Source organism: Mesorhizobium ventifaucium (assembly GCF_935822925.1).
GTDB lineage: Bacteria > Pseudomonadota > Alphaproteobacteria > Rhizobiales > Rhizobiaceae > Mesorhizobium > Mesorhizobium ventifaucium.
Window position 1 is genome coordinate 90,026 of record NZ_CAKXZS010000012.1, and the last position, 20,031, is coordinate 110,056.

The window sequence follows — 20,031 nt, forward strand, 5'->3', positions numbered from 1 at the left end:
GGTTTCTATAGAGGAGCCGTCTTGGTACGGTCACACCGCGCCTGGCAAAGGCGATGATGACGATTTGAGCCTGGGGAAAAACAGGCGCCGATCAGTTGGCGTCGAGAAACGACAAGGGTTGGGGAAGGAACCGAATGGCTGACCAGCTGGCAACGGACATCATCGCGAAGATCAAGGTTCATGCCGAGCCCGGTGGCGAAGAAATCACCACCAGCACCGAACTGACCTCGCTTGGCATCCATTCGCTGGAACTGACGGAGATCATCTTCGATCTCGAGGAACAGTATGGCATCGAGATCGAGATGAACACGGTCGATGCCTGGAGCAATTTGAAGAACGTCGGCGACATGGTCGAGGCGGTTCGCGAATTGATCGCGAAAAAAGCCTGACTGAATGCACAAGCGCGTCGTCATTACCGGCATCGGCGGCCTATGCGGGCTCGGCACCAATGTGCCGGCGATCTGGGACGAGATGCGCGCCGGCCGCTCGGCCATCGGCCCAATCGTCAATTCGGAGCTGCATGACCTGAAAATCCGGGTCGGCTGCGAAATCAGGACGCTTCCCGAGCACGGCATCGACCGCAAGCAGGTCGTCTCGATGGACCGCTTCAGCCTTTTGGCGACGATCGCCGCGCGGGAGGCCGCGCAACAAGCCGGGCTGACCTCGCACGCGGCCAACACCTACCGGATGGGCGCCATCGTCGGCGTCGGCGTCTGCGGCTGGGAGGCGATCGAAGAGAGCTATCGCGCCATCCTGCTCGAAGGCAAGAACCGTACCGGTATCTTCACCGTGCCGAAAGTGATGCCGGGCGCCGCGGCCGGCCATGTCAGCATGAATCTCGGCCTGCGCGGGCCGGTCTTCGGCATCACCTCGGCCTGCTCCTCGTCCAACCACGCCATTGCCTCGGCGGTCGACCAGATCAGGCTTGGCCGCGCTGACGTCATGCTGGCCGGCGGCACCGATGCGCCGCTGGTCTGGGGCGTCCTGAAAGGCTGGGAAGCGCTGCGGGTGCTGGCGCCCGATACCTGCCGGCCGTTCTCGGCCGATCGCCAGGGCCTGGTGCTCGGCGAAGGCGCCGGCATGGTTGTGCTGGAAACCTACGAGCATGCCATGGCGCGCGGCGCCACGATTCTCGCCGAAATTGCCGGCGCCGGCCTTTCTGGCGATGCCTCCGACATCGTCGCGCCGACCATCGAAGGGCCGGAGGCAGCGATGCGCTTCTGCCTCGTCGATGCCAGACTCAACCCGGAGGACATCGACTATATCAATGCGCATGGCACCGGCACCAAGGCCAACGACCAGATCGAGACGGCGGCGATCAAGCGCGTCTTCGGCGATCATGCGCACAGGCTTTCGATCTCCTCGACCAAATCGATGCACGCCCACTGCCTCGGCGCGTCGGGCGCGCTGGAGCTGATCGCCTGCGTGATGGCGATCCGCGAAGGCATCGTGCCCCCGACGGCCAATTTTCGCGAAACCGACGCCGATTGCGATCTCGACATCACGCCGAATGTGGCGCGCGAGCGCAAGGTGCGCGCGGCGATCAGCAACGGCTTCGCCTTCGGCGGCACCAATGCGGTGCTGGCCTTCAAGGCAGTCTGACCGCAACCGGTATCCCAGCTACTGCGAGACGTCTTGCCACCCGCCACGCGCGCGCGAAAAATCCCCGCCCAGGAGCTTCGATGACCGACCTGTCCGCCTTTCCGATCGCCACGCGCTGGCCAGCCAGCCATCCCGACCGCATCCAGCTCTATTCGTTTCCGACGCCGAACGGGGTAAAAGTGTCGATCGCGCTGGAGGAACTCGGCGTGCCCTACGAGGCGCATGCGGTGAACATCGGCAAGAACGAGAGCTGGACGCCGGAATTCCTGTCGCTGAACCCGAACGGCAAGATCCCGGCGATGATCGATCCGGACGGCCCGGGCGGCAAGCCGATCGGGTTGTTCGAATCCGGCGCCATCCTGCTCTACCTCACCGACAAGACCGGCCGGCTGGTCCCGGCCGACCCGGCGCGGCGTTACGAAACGATCCAGTGGGTGTTCTTCCAGATGGCCTCGATCGGGCCGATGTTCGGGCAGGTCGGCTTCTTCCACAAATTCGCCGGACGCGAGATCGCCGACAAGCGACCGTTGGCGCGCTATCGCGACGAATCGCGGCGGCTGATCGGTGTGCTCGACGCGAGGCTGAAGGGCCGCAGCTGGATCATGGACGACGATTACACCATCGCCGACATCTCGATGCTGGGCTGGGTGCGCAATCTGACCGGTTTTTACCAGGCAAGGGAGCTTGTCGGCTTCGACGATTTTTCGCATGTCGCAGCATGGCTGGAGCGCGGCCTCGCCCGACCAGCGGTGCAAAGAGGCCTTACCATACCCGCCAGGGGCTAGCTCATCGGTCGCAGGCGCCGAGAAGCGGCTACTTTGTCTTGGCTCTGGGTTTTGAACCGCCCTTGCCCATGACGGAAGCGGCTAGGGACGCTGCGGTCTTGGCGGTGGCGACAACCGCGCCGGCCGCGACATTGGCCGTCGTCTTCACCGTGCGCATTGCGCTGTCTGCCATCGAGCCGCCGCTTGCCGATTTCCTCGGCTTGGCAGGTTTTGCCGTGGTCTTGGCTGCGGTCGGCGTCACTTTCTTCGGTGCTGCCTTGCCAAAACTGGGCTTTGCCGCATCCTTGGAGCGGGCGGCGACGGCTGGGCCAGCACCCGCCTTCGATTCAGTTGCCTTTAATTCAGTCGCCTTCGATCCAGTTGCCCTGGAACGAGTTGCCCTGCCCTTGCCGGGCGCAGGCTTTCTTGCCTTGGTTGCCATCGGAGTAGCCATCGGACAGTTTTCCTCATGTCAGCATCATTGCCGTATCTGACATAACGGCCGGAAAGTCCTAAGGTTCCAGGCGCCGGCTATTCCGCAAATCAGGCGTGATCGCCGATCACCAGATCGGCGGGGCGGCGGCGGGCAAGCACGCGGTCGATGTTGGGCATGTCGTTGGAGGCGATCCAGGCGCGGGCGTCCTCATCGGAGCGGCCATGCTCATGCCATCGCTCGAGCAGCCGGCGCTCGAGCTCGGCGCGCGGCACCTCGACGAAGATCGAGAAATCGAACAGCGGCGCCAGCCGCGACCACGGTTCCTCGTCAAGCAAGAGATAATTGCCTTCGACCAGGATGAACTTGGTGTCGGCGGCGATGATCGACGCAGCCGCGCGAGAGAGTTCCATGCTGCGATCGAACACCGGAATGGCGATGTCGGGCTCGGCGGCGCGGATGCGCTTCAGCAAGGTTTCGAAGCCGGCGAAGTCAAAGGATTCCGGAGCCCCCTTTCGCGCGCGCAAGCCGCGCTGCTCGAGCACGGTATCGTCGTAGTGGAAGCCATCCATCGGCACGATTTCGGCCGCACCTTCCGGCAGCAGTCCATGCAGGCGGGCCGAAAGCGTCGACTTGCCGGCGCCCGGAGGACCGGCAATGGCAACGACAAAACGCCGCGCCTTGCCGGCGCGCTTGAAGATGGTGGCGGCGAGGTGAGCGATCTCGGACATGCGTGATCCCGGGTGATATGTCGGCTGCATCTTGCGACAGTTCGCGGAAATTTCAAACGCGGATTGAAGGTCGCCCAATTGTCGAGGTCGCCGCCGCCCCTCATTGCCCTGCCCGGCATTTCTCCCCGTATAGTGACGGGGAGAAAGGGCTGGCCGCGATGTTGGCGCCCTTCCTGCAACGCTGGTGATTGGCGAAACCGTCGATAAGAGCGCCCCTCTCCCCGTCACTATACGGGGAGAGGATGCCGGCAGGCAGGTGAGGGGCAGCGCAAACGCTGGCAATGAGCGATCGCCTGCGCACAGACCAATCAGACAGGAACGAATTGGCCAATCCGCAGGAAATCGCCGTCGAAAGCGACATCCCGCGTCGAGCCGTCAGCAGCCGCAATGCGCATATGCCCCTTCGCCGTGGCGATGTCGCGCGGCGGCTCGCCGCCGGATAAGGGCAGTGCGCCGATGACGTGGCGGAACGAGACATTGCGGCCTTCGCCAAGGGCAAAGGCGGTTGCCACCCCTTCCCGCTTCAGCCAGTTGTCACCCAGCGATGCCGCATGGCCGAGCGCGGTGCGGCCGTCCTCGATGCCGAGCACGCCGCGATGGCGGCCGCTCCACGGCGCGTAGTCGCGACCGCCATTGCTGACCCACAGCATGGTGACCGGCAGCTCGGCCGGGTTCTTCAGCACCAGAACGAGATCGGCTTCCGCCTTTCGCGCCAGCGCGGTCCAGCCCGGCCCGCCATGGTCGGCCTCGACCAGCGTGACGAAATCCTCTCGGCTCTGGTCCATGCGGTAGTCGGTCAGGTCAAGCGTGCCGCCATCGGCGGCGGGAAATCGCGTCAGGTCGGTCGAACGCGCGGGATAGGCGAGCAGGAAACGGCCGCGAGCCGGATCGGGCTCGAGCGGGTCGTCCGGCGTTGCCGCAAACCGCTTCGGCGAGAAAGCCAGCCTGCCGCCCTCCGTCATCACCGTCATCGGATGATGGGCGACGGAAATCGCGCCGGAACCGCCGGAAAAGACATGCTCCTGGTAGAGAAAGGGATGGTCGTCGCGCAGGATCAGGATCTTGTCGACCGTCGCGCCCAAAACCTTGTGCTGCAGCCTGAAAACGGCCCGCCAGCCATCGGCGGTCGCCGCGGAGGCGACGACATCCCAGCGGCTGTTGGCCGGCCAGCCGTGCAAGGGCGCTTCCTCGACATCGCTGCGCGAAAACGGCGCGCATAAAAAATCGCCGGCCAGGCGAACGGTGCCCTCGGGCAGGTCCTGCGGCAGCGTCTCGCGCGGCTCGTCGATCCACGGCGCGCGATGCAGCGGCTTTAGCCGGCGCCCGTCGATATCGACCGTCATGTCGGCGAGATGGCCGACGGTGAGATCGACCGTTACCGAAATGCCCTTTGCCGTGATCGTGAGCGTTTCCATGGCGCACCTGCTGATTCTGCCGGCGCCAGCAAACCCGCTCGGTGGCGGTTGCGCAAGCTGCGGCCGGCATTTCGTATCAGAGACGCCGGGGCACCCTGTGGGAGCGATCATTGCCGGCTGGCGGCGCCGCCCCTCATTGCCCTGCCGGGCATTTCTCCCCGTTTACGGGGAGAAAGAAGCTGGCCGCAATGTCGGCGGCCTTCTTGCGAACGCTGGTGATTGGCGAAACCGTCGATGACAGCGCCCCTCTCCCCGTTCTACGGGGAGAGGATGCCGGCAGGCAGGTGAGGGGCGGCGCCAACGCCAGGAGCGTGGCGAATTCAAACCTCAAGCGATTGCCCTGAAGACCGGCATTAACGAAATGGACGGCGCCATTGGGTTAGGCTAGTTTCCCACTCGTTTCAGCAACGGCTTACCTTCAAAACAGTGTCCAAACCGCGCCTCTTTCAGCTCATCAAAAGATTTGTCGCGGTGTTTGCGCTGCTTGTGCTCGTCGCCGGCTGCGCGACGACGCCGACGGAGACCATGCTGGCGGTGCCGGCGCCGGCGCAGAAATATGCGGCCATCGTCATCGATGGCAGCACCGGCAGGACACTGTTCGAGGCCAACTCGACGGCGCCGCGCTATCCGGCGTCGCTGACCAAGATGATGACGCTCTACCTGCTGTTCGAGGCGCTGGAGCAGGGCCGCATCAGCAAGACGACGCTGATCCCGGTCTCGGACAACGCCGCCAGGCAGCCGCCGACCAAGCTGCGCTTCAGGCGCGGCGAGACGATCGATGTCGAATCGGCGATCCGGGCGATCACCGTCAAATCGGCGAATGACGTGGCGGTCGCCGTCGCCGAATATCTCGGCGGCAGCGAACAGGCGTTTGCCGCGATGATGACGGCCAAAGCGCGCCAGATCGGCATGCGCAGCACCGTCTTCCGCAACGCTTCGGGCCTGCCGGACGCCGGCCAGCTGACGACGGCGCGCGACATGGCGGTGCTCGGCACGGCGCTGCGCGCCCGCTTCCCGCAGCATTTCCACTATTTCTCGGAAAGCGACTTCATGTTCCGCGGCAGGCTGGTGCGCGGCCACAACGACATGCTCGGCCGCGTGCGCGGCGTCAACGGCATCAAGACAGGCTACATCAGAGCCTCAGGCTTCAACATCGTCACCTCCTACGACGCCGACGGCCGCCGGCTGATCCTCGTGGTGATGGGCGCCGACAGCGCGCGCCAGCGCAACGACCACGTCGAAGCACTGATCCAGCGCAACCTGTCGCCGGCATCGAACACGACGACGCGGCTGCTGTATGCCGAGCAGTGAGGACTCGGTTCAGGAAACTCCACGAGTGAGCGAATAATAACCGTTGGTAAACAAGTGTTCGTAGTTTAGTTTTGTCTATTAGGGCAGCGGTGTTCTTCATATTGGGATAGCCGCGCGGAGGCAAAACCAGCTTGGCTGTCAAGATTGTGGTCGCGGTGACGGATGGAGATTGGTTTAAACAACTCCGCCGCCAGCCTGATTTGACCGAGGTTAATTTCTGGTCGCCATCGCCAAAGGCGTTTCGCGCTTTGCGGCCTGGTGAGCTCTTTCTGTTCAAGCTGCATGCACCGATCAACATGATTGTAGGGGGCGGGGTCTTTGCCTCCTCTACCATCATGCCGCTATCGTTGGCGTGGGAGGCGTTCGGAACGAACAATGGCGTTACAAGCTTACCGGAAATGCGATCCCGTATCCTCCGTTATCGCAAGCTCGATCCGCACACGGCTGGACCTGTCGAAATCGGCTGTCGCGTTCTCACGCAGCCCTTCTTTCTTGATGAAAGCCGCTGGTTTTCGCCACCGCCGTCTTGGTCAAAGAACATTGTTTCGTTCACGACTTACGGGACTGACGACCCCGAAGGAGCGGCATTGTGGAATACAGTGCAAGATGCAATGGTTCCGGCTGTTTCCAGCACGGGGTTTTCGGAAGAAAAGTCGCGATTTGGCGAGCCTGCGCTGATACGTCCGCGCCTCGGCCAGGGAGCTTTCAGGCTATTGGTGACCGACCTTTATGACCGGCGCTGTGCTATCACGAAAGAACGCACCCTACCGGCTTTGGAAGCCGCCCATATTCGTCCCTATGCCGAAGGCGGAGAACATTCGCCAAGCAACGGGATTCTGATGCGGCGAGACATCCATAGCCTTTTCGATCAAGGGTATGTAACAGTCACACCAGATCATCGTTTTGAGGTGAGCCGACGCATCCGCGAGGAATTTGAGAATGGTCGGCATTACTACGAGTTGCATGGATCGGCAATTACCGTTCCTTCGATGATCAGCCAGCAGCCCGACGCAAATGCCTTGGATTGGCACAATAACAACCGATACTTCGGATAGCTCGCTCACTCTCGCACAAAAATCGGTCGCTACATCCCGCCTCGGCATGCCCGATGCGCGTAGCAGAAAACGGGCCTGCGACCTCTGCCACTCGGAATTCGCGCAACCTCCCACTTGACCGTTGAAGCGCGCCCCCGCATCAGATAAGAAGCCGTGGCCAGCCGGTTACCCGGCTGGTTCGTTTTCCGGATCGTCGATCCTGAAAGCACCCGTAGCTCAGCTGGATAGAGCGCTGCCCTCCGAAGGCAGAGGTCACAGGTTCGAATCCTGTCGGGTGCGCCAATAAAATCAATGGTTTAGATTGTAATCGACGATTTCTTTTTTCGAGTTGGTGCCAAACGGTGCCAGAATGTTGCCGAGGGCATGAACGGCGATTGCTTCACCGGGATGTATGATCGGTACCAATCGAGCGCATGCGACTTCTGCCAATAGGCATATAAAGAGCCGCCAAACTCGGCATTCGCTAGGCGCTGATGGGGAGTGGATCCACGCACGGCGTGGGTAGGTCCATTAATGAGTCGCATAGGCGCTGTTGGTCAACTACCTTCAGGACACTATCTTCGTATGGCCGCCGGGTCACCAGGGGTAGACGGCACGAGCAGACCGCGCCAAGGCTTCTTCGGCGGCCCGATGCCCGACCTTGACCATTCCGAGTGGTTTGGCAGGGACATCGAGATGGCGCTGCTAAGACTAGGATCGCGAAAGTTGAGGAGCGTAGCTTGATGAAAACGAAAAACTGGAGCGAACGGCTCGACGCAAGAATCATTGAATGGATGAAGCGCGTTCCAGCGCCGCCGCTTTGGCTGTTGCTCGCTATGCAGGGCCTCGCGCTCATCATGATGATAGTGCTTCTGACTTCATAAGATGAAAGCATGGAGCAGGCGCAAAAGGTTAGGATAGCTCAAGGCATACGACTACCCGGTAGTTCGTCCGCTAATCCAAATTCGTTTTCTCAGTTTCGAGATCAATGATAGTCGACTTCATGGCCTCGGACGGCAAATGAACATAATTGTAGGCCGTGACGCGGGAGCCGGGCGCGTGGCCTAACCTGGGCTGAAGAATGACGTCATCGACTCCACGTTGCTTCAACCAAGTCGCATGCGCTTTCCGAAGCATGTGAGGAGTGATGTGCATCTCTGCGCCGTCGCGTGTAACTCCGGCCTTTTTGATGGCTGTCGCGAGGGCTTTTTCGAAGTTCCACATTCTGCCACCTCCGCGCCCTAAAAACACAAGGCTTGCCGACGCACTATCGTCTAAAGCTTGTTTGAGGGCGGCATGCTTGGCCACGACAAGTTCCTTCATGAGGCTCGCGCCAACAAATACGTCACGATCACTGTGGGCTGTCTTCGGTGTCCAGCCAGCTTTCCGACGGATCAATATCGCGTTGTGGAGTTCATCGACATCCGCCCATGTCAGCGAAAACGCCTCGCCCTTTCTGCAGCCAGTCTCCGCAAGAAAACGAATCAACAGAGCAAGGTTAGGAGGCAGAGCGGCCACCACCCTAACGATCTCCTCAATGGTTGGAACGCTGAGCCGCTTCCGTGGCTCAGGAATCGGCTCTACTTTGGGTATCTTATGGAGAAGATCGTGATCCACAGCCCAACTTAGAATCTGTCGCAGTAAGCGGATTTCGGAGTTGATAGTGGCGGGTGATCGACCGACTGCGAGCCTGATCTTTTGATAGTCAACGATATCTTTCACCGAGATTCGCTCGATGTCCAGGTCGGCTAATGGGCCAAGCAGCGCCTTCAAGCGAAAAGCATGCGTTTCGAGTGATATCACCCGCTTCTTCTGCGTAGCTACGCGATCAGCTTGCGTCGCAAGCCATCTTTGAGAGAGTTCAGAGAACGTGATGCCAGCAACAGGGCGATGGAAGCCCCGGAGTGCTCCATCGATCTGAAGGCTCCGGAGAAGTTGCCTGGCTTCGCTCATGGCTTCGCTTTTCGTATCGAAGCTCCGACGGGTTCGCCTGCCTTCCAGGGAAACGTGTGGCGGAATATCCAGAAACCACTTCCCAGATTGCTGGCCGTCCCGAACGCGAGGTGCAATGCGAAAGGGACCAATCTTGAGCGCTTCGTTATTAGCCATCTCCCCGCCCCTTCCCCAGCAGGCGCTGAACATGCAGGACTGGATCGAAGACGTCGTTAGATTTGGGTCGGCCCAAAGAGCGACTTCCAATTTTTGCAACCCGTTGCACCGGGCGCGACCAATTGTCGTCTTTCATGGGACGGGTAGCTACGGCTCGTTCCGAGAGAATGAATGCTTGCACATCTGCCCTGGAATAGATGGCTCGCTGACCGATCTTAGAAACCGGCAGTCTGTGGCGCGGAATTCGCCGAACGAAATCTAGGCTGCATCCCAGCATACGGGCGACATTCTCCGCAAAGAGGTAGTCTCGACCGAGCCCATCCGCATCTGCGAGAAAGCGACCGGGATTCTGCTTCCTATCGAGATCATAGGCTGTTCTTACGCGCGCCGCGAGGTTCTCGAGCAGAGTCCCCGGCGCCCGATTGCCGTCCAATTTTTTCTCGCGCATTGCCGGCCCCTGAAAAGTTGTCGCGATCATCCAAAGGCGTGTCTTGGCTGTGCAGGTGCCAAACACCCCGTGTGAGGCCTAGGGGAAAATGGACTGACTAGCAAGGCGCGCAGTAGGTCAATTTGAAAATGTCACCGACCAAAGTGTTTGTCAATTCAATAGCTTACACTCTTTTCGACGGTTGACATGTTCCACCTTGAGGGATAGCTCGCAGTCGAAAAGTATACTAAGACGAGCACCCACAGCGTGAAATCTCAAACCGCCCGCAAAGAGCTGCGCGACTTTGCCTTCGCCGACGACATGGAGTTCCGCCTGTGGACCGTGCTGCACGGCTGGCAGAAGTTCGACAAGGCCCGCCCGCAGGACGAGCCGACCGAGGACAACATCGCCGAGCCGCTGGCTGCCTTGAAGGCGATCACCGGCATGGGCGGCGGCGATCCGTTCGGCGCGCGCGGCGTCTTCGTGATGATGCATCCCCACAAGATGCTGTCGCAGCACCTGGGCATGATCCAGTGCGTGAAGGAATACGCCAAGACGTTCGTCGCCGGCCACCGGCGCCTGATCATCCTGACGCCCAACTCCTACTCGCTGCCCGAGGAACTCCAGGACGACGTGGTCATCCTCGACTACGACCCGCCCTCCTATGCGGAGCTGCGTGACGTCTACGATCGGCTGATCAACGACGTGCCCGAGGCGCGGCGGCCGAAATACAACGACGCCCAGATCGACCAGATTTTGGCGAATGGCGCCGGCATGACGCAGGCCGAGTTCGACAATGCGATCTCGCGTGCCCTGGTCACCAACCGGGCCAAGCTGCCCAACATCCCGCTCGACGACTTTTGCAAGATGATCGCGGATGTCAAGACGGAGGTGGTCAAGCGCTCGGAGGTGCTCGAGATCATGGAGCCCATCGAGATGTCGGCGGTCGGCGGCCTCGACAACCTGAAGGACTGGGTCCAGAAGCGGGCCGGCTGCTTCAGCCAGAGAGCCCGGGATTTTGGCGTCGAGCCGCCCAAGGGCATTGCCCTTATCGGACCCCTCCAAGACGACATCGGCGGTGCCAAGAGATTGAGCAACTCAACGAGGAGTACAGGATTTGACGAGTGATTTGAGAGGCGTAGCAAGTTCGACAAAATTGAATCTCCGAAGGGGAGAGCGGAACCATGGGCGGGAGATTTCCATCGACGAGGCATACGCAAAAATGCGAGGCGGCCAAGCCTATGGCGGCGCTCAGTGGGAGAAAGGACTCGACTGCTTCATCCCCGCATATCTAGGAGATCGCGTTGGTTATCACCGGCTCACCACCATCGAGCATTGTGGAATTTCGGAGACTCTGATCCTCGTAGCCGAGAATGGACATTCAATAAGAGCGACGGCGGAGCAACAGTTCAAAGTCCCTGTCGATGAAGGGGAGGGCGACGGCATCTTCCGCCCTCTTCGAGAACTGCGTAGTGGAGATCGCATTTTTGTTCGGAGCGAAGAAAAGGCGAGCGGGGGCAGAAAGCCTAACCGTCCACGCAAGGTCATCCATTCGGTACCCCATCATCCGTATGCAAGTCGCCAGGTCGTCGCGGGCAAAGACTACAAACGAACAGCCAACGCGAGACTTGTTCTCGAAGCGCAATTAAATGGAATTTCATTGGATGATTTCATAGAAATCTTGCGCAGAGACCCTGCACGGGCGGCGAACCTGCGATATTTGGACCCGGGTCTCGAGGTGCACCACAAGGATGAGAATCCACTGAACGATTCCCCCGAGAACCTTATAGCCATCACAAGTGACGATCACTATCAAATTCATGCCAAGGAGAAGCAGAAGCATTTTGGTGACGTACTTCTAAAAGAATGCCGTGTACGTAGTATAACACCATATAAACGGGAGACTGTCTTCAACATTTCTTTAGACGACCCCTACAGAGCATACATTGCGCATTGCTTCATTCTTGCAGACAAGGATGGATGACCTCCTGGTCTGTCTCAATTGAGACACTGCCGGTACGGACCTGTGCACTTGTCATCTGGAATGCTTACGCCACATAACACCACTTCCCCGCTCGATACGCGTGAGTATTTTTCGTGACCGCCTTTGATAGTAACCGCGTCATCCTCCGACCTCTAAAAGTGGTCTCACGCCTCTTGCCTTGGCGCCCGATAACTCAGCTCTCGCGCGTTCGCAGATAGCATCTACCGAGGGTTTGGCGACCGTCACTAGCTAGGGGCCAATCTTTTCATTTCTGTTCACACGGGGCGGTGAGGATCAAATCGCCGATGCCGGTGCAAAGCTCACCGCATGGCTTAGAGCAGCGGACATTCAAGTCGAATCCTGCCGCCGCTCTATCTTCCTTGCTTGAGCATCGGATTTTCCCAAAATCGGTACCCACTTTTGCGTTCAATGCTCTAGGCGCTGTCTCCAAGCCTAGTGACAAACTTCGAGCACGGCGCGGCGGCTGTCATCGCGGGTTATCCGTCCGCAAAATCGGAAGCAGAAAATTGCAATGGGTTGCAAAACACCCATCTGCGGGGCGTTCTTGGGTTCCGATTGCGCAGTTGCCACTTTGGCGTCGCCGAAGCTCAGGTTGGCGGTGATGATGAGGTGGGTTCGGTCGTCGCGCCTTTATCCCGGCTCATCAGTGGTGGCCAGTGCTCTAGAGAGCGCCAAATTTGCAACGGGTTGCACCAACTTCAACCCAGTGAGGCGAACCCCTCGCGATATGGTCGCCACCTCGGTTTAGTCAAACCTCACTTTGCTGTCATCCAGGCTTTGTATCGGCGCGCTCGCGTTTGCTGGTCGAGCGCAGCCGCTAAGATCAGTCCGTTCCAGTCGAATGGATCAGGAAGCAGCCGTTCCGTTCAGGACAACTACGGTCCGGGCCGTCGTCTTAACTTCAGGCGCGCCTTCGCAAGCGCGCAGATGGCTGGCCGGACCCCCTTCGCTGTGCTTGCAATCGGGGAACTGATTGCATCCGCGGAACACCGTTCCGTTCCTGTCGCGCTTCTCGACCATCTCGCCCACCAGGCACACAGGGCATTGACGCAAGGCAGCATGCTGAAGAACGACGCCTGTTCTACGTCGCTCTAACGCGCGCCAGCCGAGGCGTGTACCGCCTTCGATTGTCTCGAAGCGCACTTCATCCCCGGCGATCGGATATAGCTGGATGGCTGACGGCAGTTGGTGAATAGGGGTTTCAGGGCGGGGAATTACCAGATTGAGCAGCTCGTCGTCCTCGATGCGGCTCAGCACGCCATAATCGCCTTCACTCACATCAAGCAGAACCGTGTAGTCGGCCTTCAGCCCTTTGGCCCGGTGAAAGGATAAACCCGAAACCTCGATATCGGCGAAGGAGGGCGCGATCCCGCCGAACGGGTCGAGCACATTGTACCGCCATAGAATTAGGACCTTGAGTTTGGCACCCGGTTTGTTGCGCTACTACGCGGCGATGCCGCCTAGAGCTAATCCTGATCATATTCTATGGGTAGAATATACTACAAAAAATTTCAGCCGCTGCCCCCCAGCAAGTCATCCCCTGGGATGACCGATGACGATTGGATTCCAATCCCATGAGGCTGCGCCTGCGGCCGGCAGTTTAAGCTTTTAGGCAATCAGGGATTCACACGAGCGAGGTCACGTGTTACGCTTCGCCCTGAGCGCGAAGGGGTGCGTGTGGGATTAGATGGCCAGAAGTGATCTCCTAGTTTCATTGGTGAAGGCAGGAGCGTCTGGCGACCGTTCGACATTGACCACGACCGTCGAGGCACTGGTCGCCGAAGAACGCGCCAAAAGCCATCATGTCCTGGCCGACAAGCTCCACCGGGCGCTGGCGTCGGTGCCGGTTACCGCGTCGAGTGAACTGCGCCGAAGCGGCGCGCCGGGCCGCGACTTCGTCATCGAATCAGAACCGCGCGTCGGGCTCGACAGCCTGATCCTGACGCTGCCGGCCGATCGTCTGACCCGCCAGCTCGTCGAGGAGCATCACCGCGCAGACCTCTTGCGCGCGCAGGGCATGCAGCCGCGCCACCGCGTCTTGCTCTCCGGACCGCCGGGCAACGGCAAGACTTCGCTGGCCGAGGCGATCGCCGAGGCGGTGGCCGTGCCTTTGCTCACCGTTCGCTACGACGCATTGGTCGGTGCCTATCTGGGCGAGACTAATGCGCGCCTTGCACGGCTATTCGACTATGTCCGAGCGACACCCTGTGTCCTTTTCTTCGATGAGTTCGACGCGGTCGGTAAAGAGCGTGGCGACATTCATGAGACCGGCGAGATCAAGCGCGTGGTCTCTTTTCTCCTGATGCAGCTCGACCAGCTACCGAGCTATGTTGTCGTGGTCGCTGCCACCAACCATGCAGAGCTGCTAGATCGCGCGGTCTGGCGCCGCTTCCAGCTGCGCATCGACATGCCACAGCCGTCGCGCGAAGCCGCTGCCGTGCTGATCGAGCGCTTTTTCGAGGCATGGCCCGAGCCGGCCGGACTGTCGGCCACTCAGGTTGCTACTCAAATGGGGCGATCGAGCTTTGCCGACATCTTCGAGTTTTGCCAGAATATCCGGCGGCGGCATATATTGTCCCAGGGCGGCGAGACGCTTCAGCGCGTCCTCACGCAGGAACTTCGCCTGTGGAAAACCCGCATAAAGCCGGAGAGCGATGGCCAACCCACCGAACCAACCGCTGCTGCGCCTCGGCGCTCCCGCAGCGATCCCAAGAAAGACCGGCGGGGGAATACCCCGCGCGCGTAAGCTCGCGCCGGCCGAGCAGGCCGAAACGCCCGCAGGCCAGAAACTCACCGGCCTCGCGGCGCAGCTCGACGCCAACACGCCGATGCTCCAGCTCCGCGCCGACCCGGATGCGCTCGCACCCGAGCGCCTGCTCGTCTTCGAGCTGACCGGCGGAGTGATGCAGTTCACCGAGGCCGTCCGCCTCGTGCCAGGACTAGAATTTCTCGGTGCGGAGGATCTCGACGAGGATGAGCTCGACAAGAGCCCTGCGGTCTATCTTATGGTGCCGAGCGAAGCGGCGCTGCGCAACATCGTAACTTTGTGGCGTGGCTGGCAGCAGAACGGCACCGTGCCGCCCCGCTTCAGCGCCTGGAAAGTCATGCTCTCGCAGCTGCGCGACATCCGACCTTGGGGACCGCAGGACCGCGTCACGCCGGCCGATCATGATGTTCTCGTCGAGGAATATGCGCGCGACGCTGCACTCACCCGCGTCGAGGTCGAGCTTGTCTTTCGTCGCAATGGCGATGCGACCGAGGCCGAGGCGCGCGCCGGCGTTCTCGCCGTCGGCGGCGCAGTCGTGTCGCGCTCGCGGATCACCGGCGCCGGCTATCATGCGCTGCTTGCCGACCTGCCAGGCCCCGCACTGGCCAGTGTCATCGCCCGCGACCCCGCCGGACTTGCCGGCGCCGAGGCGGTGCTACAAATCAGGCCGCAGAGCATCTTCCAGCTCATGCCGTCCGAAGAGGTTGATGGGCTGCCGAACGGCGGCGCGCCGGCGCTCGATGGCGATCCAATCGCCGCGATCTTCGATGCCGTCCCCTTATCGCAGCATCCGCGCTTGGACGGCACGCTCAGCGTCGATGATCCCTTCGACTTGGAAGGCCTTGCGGTCGGGGCACGCAAGCACGGTACGGCGATGGCAAGCGCCGTCGTCCACGGCGACATCAACGGCGCCTGGGGCCGCCCGCTCGAACGCCGCGTTCATTTCGTCAACATGCTCTATGCGACGGCCGATCCCAACCAGCCCGAACGCTTTCCAGACCTTTTGCCCGCTGATATGTTCGAGCGCGCGATCCTCGCCATGCGCACCGGCGACGCACCGACCGCGCAACACGTCCTGATCGTTAACGCCTCGCTCGGTGATCCCAACAAGCCCTTTGCTGGGCGGCTCTCGGGCTGGGCGCGCGTCGTCGATCATCTCGCCAGCACCTACGGCATCCTATTTGTGATCAGCGCCGGCAACCATCATTCAGCGCTCGAAACCCTGAATATGACCGCCGGCGCGTTCGAGGCGCTTGGAGCCGCTGAGCGCGTGCGGGTGGCGCTCCGCGCGAGCGCCGCGCAAATGGCGACGCGGCGCGTGCTGGCACCGGCCGAGGCGATGAACGCTATCACAGTCGGCGCGTTGCATGCCGATCAGTTCGCCTACCCACATCCGTTGCCGGCCTTTCACTTCGACGTCTGGGCAGAAACCGGCCTCTGTTCAGTGTCTAGCGCGCTCGGGCCCGGATACAATGGCGCGACCAAGCCCGAGATATTGGCACCGGGCGGTCGCCATAATGTCCGCTTGTCGCCGCAAGGCGATCATCACCGGTTGCAACCGCTCTCCACCAACGCCGCCGCCTTCGGCGGGATCGCGGTCGCCGCACCGCCGTCGGCGACCTCGCTTGGACCCAACATCGTCGCCCGCTCGATCGGCACAAGCGTCGCCGCCGCACTCGCGACAGGGGTCGCCGCCCGCGCGCATGAAGCGCTGGAGGCCGCGTACCCCGATTTCGGCGCGCTCCCGAGCGCGCAGCGTGCCTGCCTTTTGAAGGCGCTCTTGGTGCATGGCGCGCGCTGGACAAGTGCGCGCAATTTGCTGATCGAAGTGCTGGGACCGCCCGAGGGCAAATATAGCTATCGCCAGAAGGACAATGTCCGCCGCTATATCGGCTACGGTGCCTACGATCCCGACCTCATCATCAGCTGCGCAAACGATCGCGCAACCTTGTGGGCGGTCGGCACGCTCGCGGCCGATCAAGGCAAGCGCTTCCGCATCCCTTGGCCGGCTGCGATGACTGCCAAGGCGCAGCCGCATGGTGTCTCGGCGACGCTCGCCTGGTTCTCGCCGCCGCGTCCCGGCGCGGTCGCCTATCGCGCGGTGCGGATGAAGATCGTCGAGCCGACACAGCTCGGCACCGCTGGCATCAAGGCGAGCGGAGTCCAGCCCGATCCAAAGCAATCACATAAGGGAACGGTGGTCCATCGCCGCTGGGACGGCGACAAGGCCGCAGCGATGGCGGCCAACGGCTTCTTTGATCTCGATGTGCAGCGGGAAGCCGACGATGGCGTCACGCCCGCCGATTTCGCAATTGTCGTCACTTTAGAAATGCCTGGCGAAGTCGCGATCTACAGTCAGGTGCTTAACCGCGTGGCGCTGAAACCGGCGGTGCCAGTCGCGGTTTGAATTTCAGAAATGCCCGCCCAGCCCAAGAGCGGACGTTCGCAAATTGGGTGTGAACATTCTAACCTAAAAGCGCACAGAACCTATTTCCCAACGTCCTCTTTAACTCGACGACCGAGCGGAGAGCTCTTCGAGGCTGCCACCCACCATCACGCGGCGACGAGCAAAATCAATAGAAGGACTATGTTTAACGCGAGTAAAAGTTGGACGCAGCGGAGGTGTGACTCAAGTTTGGCATCGGTGACATTTTTGGGAGAGATATTGTCAACGCGTGCAGCTTCCTGCGCCAATTCATGGGGGACGTTCACCGAGCGCAAGGCAGCGTAGAGTTCTCCGTAGACCAAGGCCACTGTCGCCCTCCTTGCAGACGAAATTTGCGTCAAACAGGCCGCGTGAACGGCATAAGGCTACCTACCGCATAGCAAGCTTACGATACAAACTTGAGAGAAAGTGAACTTGCTTCCGCGCCGTAGTTCGCTCTCTATCCGTAAGAATTACACGTACGTTCGGTAACAAGCGCATCACCAGTACAATGACTGCGTGGTCAGTCTTGGTCGAATCCATCTGCATTCCTCTTGTTCTCTGGTTGTTGGTCCAACTGGAGAGCCCGCTTTTGCGGACTTATAGGCGAACCAATTTTGACATATTGGGCATGCTCTCTATCCTGGTTCTGCCTCTCTTTTTCTTTCTCTTCTGCCGCCGTTCGGGTTTTCTGCCGCTTTCGCTCTGCTTCGTCATCAGCACGTCGTTGCCTGATCAGCGGCAGTTCCGCACTCGAAACCAGGGGTATTGGATTGCTGTGTCGGCAACTCTGCTTCGGCAGCGGGCCATACCGGATGAGAACTATGTTGCCTTGGTCATCGTAAGCGTAGTCATCACTGTTGGACATGAGGGTTCTTCGCTAAGGTCGGGACAGGTTTGGTACCCAGTCGCCGTACTCGGGTGCCGCTTTTGCGATGGCCTCGTGATTGTCGCCGAAGCGTTCGCCGTCTGGAGGTTAGGCTAGCCGCGAATTCTTGCCTTCGAAAGCCTCGACGAGTGATGCGTATGCAGGACTGGGGCACCCGCGAAACAATACCGTCTTGCTTCCCTTTTGATACTCCGCAGACAATGAGTAACATACCACTGCTTTAGCTTTTCAGCGAAGTCAAGCGAGATTGTCACTTATCGTCTGTAGACCGATAGTCGACGGGCCTTGACCCTGTTGGCGTGGACATTCGTGAACGCCTCGCCCGAAACCTGCGCAAAATGCGGCAGCAGAAAAATTTGTCGCAGGAGGCTTTTGCCCACGACGTCGGCATCCACCGCACCTACATATCCGACCTCGAGCGTGGGGCCAGGAATCCAACCATTACGATCATCGATAAACTTGCGCGGTTCCTGGGCGTAACACCAGGGACTTTGTTAGACGAATAAATATAACTTAGTTCACCGCCATAGTGTTCCTATCTGAAGCATAGCGTGCCGCGCGGATAACCGGACCGGATGGAAGTTCTCCCGTGCGTAGCGCTGCATTGTCTGCACTTTTTGCTGGAAGCGTCATTTACTCCCATCCAAAGCGCCGTTGGCACGCCGTTCGATGGGCTTATCAGATTGCAACGCTTGCAATGGCGCCGCCTCGGGACGACCGACCACGTCGATGCTTGCGGCTAGACGATACTTGCGGCTAAATCAGGAAACGAACGTGACGTTCCTGGTAAAAAAATCAGCAGAACGGTGCAATCCGTTGCAAAAAGTGGCGCGAAGCCAGTGCTCGGGAACGTCCTCGTTATGGGACGATTTTTGCAACGGGTTGCAAAATCGCGCTGTTTGTCGACAGTCCTAAGGCGGGCCTGGTCAACCTTTGATGCTATCCCGACGTCTGGGCCACGCAGTGGGATGCTAGAACAGGATCAAGGGGGCGTCGCTTTTGCGCCGTAGCCAACGTCCGCTCCTGGCGCCCGAAACAGCCTTCGCGACACGTGTCATTTAACGGCGGGATGGGGGCCGAAGAACGAACCCGCTGCGCGGGAGGGCGCCTGCGGTTGAGGTAGAGATCAGGGACCGGTCGTCGCGCCTGCATTGAGCGTTGTTCGGCGGCGGCAGAGCATGGCGGGCTTCTTCAACAAGGAGGCTGACCATGCCCTATCCTGTTCTTGATGCACCTTTCAGTCCACTTCGTCAGCGGCTGATCGACGACATGAACATGCGGCGTTTCTCACGGGAGACGCAGCGCAACTATCTCCGCGACATCGGACGCCTGGCGACGTTCCTCGGGCGTTCACCAGACACAGCGACCGCCGACGACCTGCGTCGGTTCCAGATCGAGCAGCAGGAGGACGGCGTTCCTGTTCCCACGATGAACAGCATCGTGTCGGCGCTGCGCTTCTTCTTCACGCATACGGTCGATCGTCCCGATCTGGCGCGCAAGCTCGTTCGGCTGGCGCACCCGCGCACGCTGCCGGTGGTGCTGAGCCGCGACGAGGTCGCCCGGCTGCTCAATGCCACCACCTGCCTGAAGCACCAGGCCACATTGTCGGTCGCCTATGGTGCGGGCCTGCGCGTGGCGGAGGTGTCGACGCTGAAGGTCGCCGACGTCGACGGCGAGCGGATGTTGCTCAGGGTCGAGCGCGGCAAGGGCGGACGCTACCGCAATGCCATGCTCTCGCAGGACCTGCTCACTCTGCTGCGCCAATGGTGGAAGGTCGGACGCCAGCAGGGCGTGATGCACCGCGACGGCTGGCGTTCCCGGGACAGCATCCGATGAAGCCGATCAGCACGCGGCAGCTCCATCGCATCGTCGTCGAGGCGGCGCAGGCCGCCGACATCGCCAAGCGGGTCGGGCCGCACACGCTGCGCCACAGCTTCGCCACCCACCTGCTGGAGGACGGCACCGACATCCGGGTCATCCAGGTCCTGCTTGGGCATGCCAAGCTAAATAGCACCGCCTTCTACACCAAGGTCGCGACCCGGACGGTGCGCACCGTCACGAGCCCGCTCGACAAGCTTGGCCTCTTCAAGCCGGAAGAGATCTCACCCGACGGCTGAGC

General features: G+C 60.6%; 19 protein-coding genes, 1 tRNA gene and 1 pseudogene. 14 read left to right on the forward strand and 7 right to left on the reverse strand.

Translation table 11 applies throughout. The features are described from left to right. The first annotated feature begins 134 nt into the window (after nucleotides 1-134). The 4 genes from NMG70_RS11455 to NMG70_RS11470 all read left to right on the forward strand — a co-directional run bounded on the left by NMG70_RS11455 (nucleotide 135) and on the right by NMG70_RS11470 (nucleotide 2,860). Nucleotides 135-389, forward strand: a complete 255-nt coding sequence (locus tag NMG70_RS11455; RefSeq protein WP_254024618.1) for an acyl carrier protein — start codon at nucleotides 135-137, stop codon at nucleotides 387-389. A gap of 4 nt (nucleotides 390-393) precedes the next feature. Next, nucleotides 394-1,602 (forward strand): beta-ketoacyl-[acyl-carrier-protein] synthase family protein, encoded by a 1,209-nt coding sequence (locus NMG70_RS11460; RefSeq protein WP_254024619.1) that lies wholly within the window; start codon nucleotides 394-396, stop codon nucleotides 1,600-1,602. Nucleotides 1,603-1,682: 80 nt separating this feature from the next. Further along, complete coding sequence (locus NMG70_RS11465; protein ID WP_254024620.1) at nucleotides 1,683-2,387, forward strand: glutathione S-transferase family protein; 705 nt, start codon at nucleotides 1,683-1,685, stop codon at nucleotides 2,385-2,387. Nucleotides 2,388-2,518: 131 nt separating this feature from the next. Further along, complete coding sequence (locus NMG70_RS11470; protein WP_254024621.1) at nucleotides 2,519-2,860, forward strand: hypothetical protein; 342 nt, start codon at nucleotides 2,519-2,521, stop codon at nucleotides 2,858-2,860. Between the two features lie 49 nt (nucleotides 2,861-2,909). On the opposite strand, the gene NMG70_RS11475 is transcribed toward NMG70_RS11470, so the two are convergent. Together NMG70_RS11475 and NMG70_RS11480 are read right to left on the reverse strand one after the other, a co-directional pair. Next, on the reverse strand, nucleotides 2,910-3,530 hold the full coding sequence (locus NMG70_RS11475; protein ID WP_254024622.1) for a nucleoside triphosphate hydrolase: 621 nt from the start codon (nucleotides 3,528-3,530) through the stop codon (nucleotides 2,910-2,912). Nucleotides 3,531-3,838: 308 nt separating this feature from the next. Beyond that, nucleotides 3,839-4,945 (reverse strand): hypothetical protein, encoded by a 1,107-nt coding sequence (locus NMG70_RS11480; RefSeq protein ID WP_254024623.1) that lies wholly within the window; start codon nucleotides 4,943-4,945, stop codon nucleotides 3,839-3,841. A 426-nt stretch (nucleotides 4,946-5,371) separates the two neighbouring features. On the opposite strand from NMG70_RS11480, the gene NMG70_RS11485 reads away from it, so the two are divergent. The 4 genes from NMG70_RS11485 to NMG70_RS11500 all read left to right on the forward strand — a co-directional run bounded on the left by NMG70_RS11485 (nucleotide 5,372) and on the right by NMG70_RS11500 (nucleotide 8,174). Further along, on the forward strand, nucleotides 5,372-6,256 hold the full coding sequence (locus NMG70_RS11485) for a D-alanyl-D-alanine carboxypeptidase family protein (protein ID WP_254024624.1): 885 nt from the start codon (nucleotides 5,372-5,374) through the stop codon (nucleotides 6,254-6,256). A gap of 131 nt (nucleotides 6,257-6,387) precedes the next feature. Then, nucleotides 6,388-7,311: an HNH endonuclease gene (locus tag NMG70_RS11490; protein WP_254024625.1), complete on the forward strand. Its 924-nt coding sequence runs from the start codon at nucleotides 6,388-6,390 to the stop codon at nucleotides 7,309-7,311. A 205-nt stretch (nucleotides 7,312-7,516) separates the two neighbouring features. After that, nucleotides 7,517-7,593 (forward strand) — tRNA-Arg (locus NMG70_RS11495). Nucleotides 7,594-8,033: 440 nt separating this feature from the next. Further along, a complete protein-coding gene (locus tag NMG70_RS11500; protein ID WP_254024626.1) occupies nucleotides 8,034-8,174 on the forward strand; it encodes a hypothetical protein in 141 nt (46 codons plus the stop codon). Nucleotides 8,175-8,244: 70 nt separating this feature from the next. Here NMG70_RS11500 and NMG70_RS11505 read toward each other — a convergent pair whose 3' ends face one another. Beyond that, nucleotides 8,245-9,399, reverse strand: coding sequence for a tyrosine-type recombinase/integrase (locus NMG70_RS11505; RefSeq protein ID WP_254024627.1), 1,155 nt, complete (start codon nucleotides 9,397-9,399; stop codon nucleotides 8,245-8,247). Continuing rightward, on the reverse strand, nucleotides 9,392-9,847 hold the full coding sequence (locus tag NMG70_RS11510; RefSeq protein ID WP_254024628.1) for a helix-turn-helix domain-containing protein: 456 nt from the start codon (nucleotides 9,845-9,847) through the stop codon (nucleotides 9,392-9,394). The genes NMG70_RS11505 and NMG70_RS11510 overlap by 8 nt, the downstream gene beginning before the upstream one ends. A gap of 246 nt (nucleotides 9,848-10,093) precedes the next feature. Here NMG70_RS11510 and NMG70_RS11515 point away from each other — a divergent pair, with 246 nt between their 5' ends. Both NMG70_RS11515 and NMG70_RS11520 read left to right on the forward strand, forming a co-directional pair. Continuing rightward, entirely contained in the window at nucleotides 10,094-10,954 is an 861-nt protein-coding gene (locus NMG70_RS11515) for an AAA family ATPase (RefSeq protein ID WP_254024629.1), read from the forward strand. Next, complete coding sequence (locus NMG70_RS11520) at nucleotides 10,944-11,810, forward strand: HNH endonuclease signature motif containing protein (RefSeq protein ID WP_254024630.1); 867 nt, start codon at nucleotides 10,944-10,946, stop codon at nucleotides 11,808-11,810. Before NMG70_RS11515 ends, NMG70_RS11520 begins: the two co-directional genes overlap by 11 nt. 867 nt (nucleotides 11,811-12,677) lie before the next feature. Here NMG70_RS11520 and NMG70_RS11525 read toward each other — a convergent pair. Further along, on the reverse strand, nucleotides 12,678-13,220 hold the full coding sequence (locus NMG70_RS11525) for a topoisomerase DNA-binding C4 zinc finger domain-containing protein (protein WP_254024631.1): 543 nt from the start codon (nucleotides 13,218-13,220) through the stop codon (nucleotides 12,678-12,680). 451 nt (nucleotides 13,221-13,671) lie between these two features. Here NMG70_RS11525 and NMG70_RS11530 point away from each other — a divergent pair, with 451 nt between their 5' ends. Together NMG70_RS11530 and NMG70_RS11535 are read left to right on the forward strand one after the other, a co-directional pair. After that, nucleotides 13,672-14,577, forward strand: a complete 906-nt coding sequence (locus NMG70_RS11530; RefSeq protein WP_254024632.1) for an AAA family ATPase — start codon at nucleotides 13,672-13,674, stop codon at nucleotides 14,575-14,577. After that, a complete protein-coding gene (locus tag NMG70_RS11535; protein WP_254024633.1) occupies nucleotides 14,486-17,005 on the forward strand; it encodes a S8 family serine peptidase in 2,520 nt (839 codons plus the stop codon). The genes NMG70_RS11530 and NMG70_RS11535 overlap by 92 nt, the downstream gene beginning before the upstream one ends. Nucleotides 17,006-17,151: 146 nt before the next feature. Here NMG70_RS11535 and NMG70_RS11540 read toward each other — a convergent pair whose 3' ends face one another. Together NMG70_RS11540 and NMG70_RS11545 are read right to left on the reverse strand one after the other, a co-directional pair. Next, entirely contained in the window at nucleotides 17,152-17,352 is a 201-nt protein-coding gene (locus NMG70_RS11540) for a hypothetical protein (protein ID WP_254024634.1), read from the reverse strand. A gap of 194 nt (nucleotides 17,353-17,546) precedes the next feature. Beyond that, complete coding sequence (locus NMG70_RS11545) at nucleotides 17,547-17,891, reverse strand: hypothetical protein (protein ID WP_254024635.1); 345 nt, start codon at nucleotides 17,889-17,891, stop codon at nucleotides 17,547-17,549. A gap of 320 nt (nucleotides 17,892-18,211) precedes the next feature. Here NMG70_RS11545 and NMG70_RS11550 point away from each other — a divergent pair, with 320 nt between their 5' ends. Both NMG70_RS11550 and NMG70_RS11555 read left to right on the forward strand, forming a co-directional pair. Next, complete coding sequence (locus NMG70_RS11550; RefSeq protein ID WP_254024636.1) at nucleotides 18,212-18,418, forward strand: helix-turn-helix domain-containing protein; 207 nt, start codon at nucleotides 18,212-18,214, stop codon at nucleotides 18,416-18,418. Between the two features lie 703 nt (nucleotides 18,419-19,121). Then, nucleotides 19,122-20,029 (forward strand): annotated as a pseudogene (locus NMG70_RS11555) (tyrosine-type recombinase/integrase). Nucleotides 20,030-20,031 lie beyond the last annotated feature (2 nt).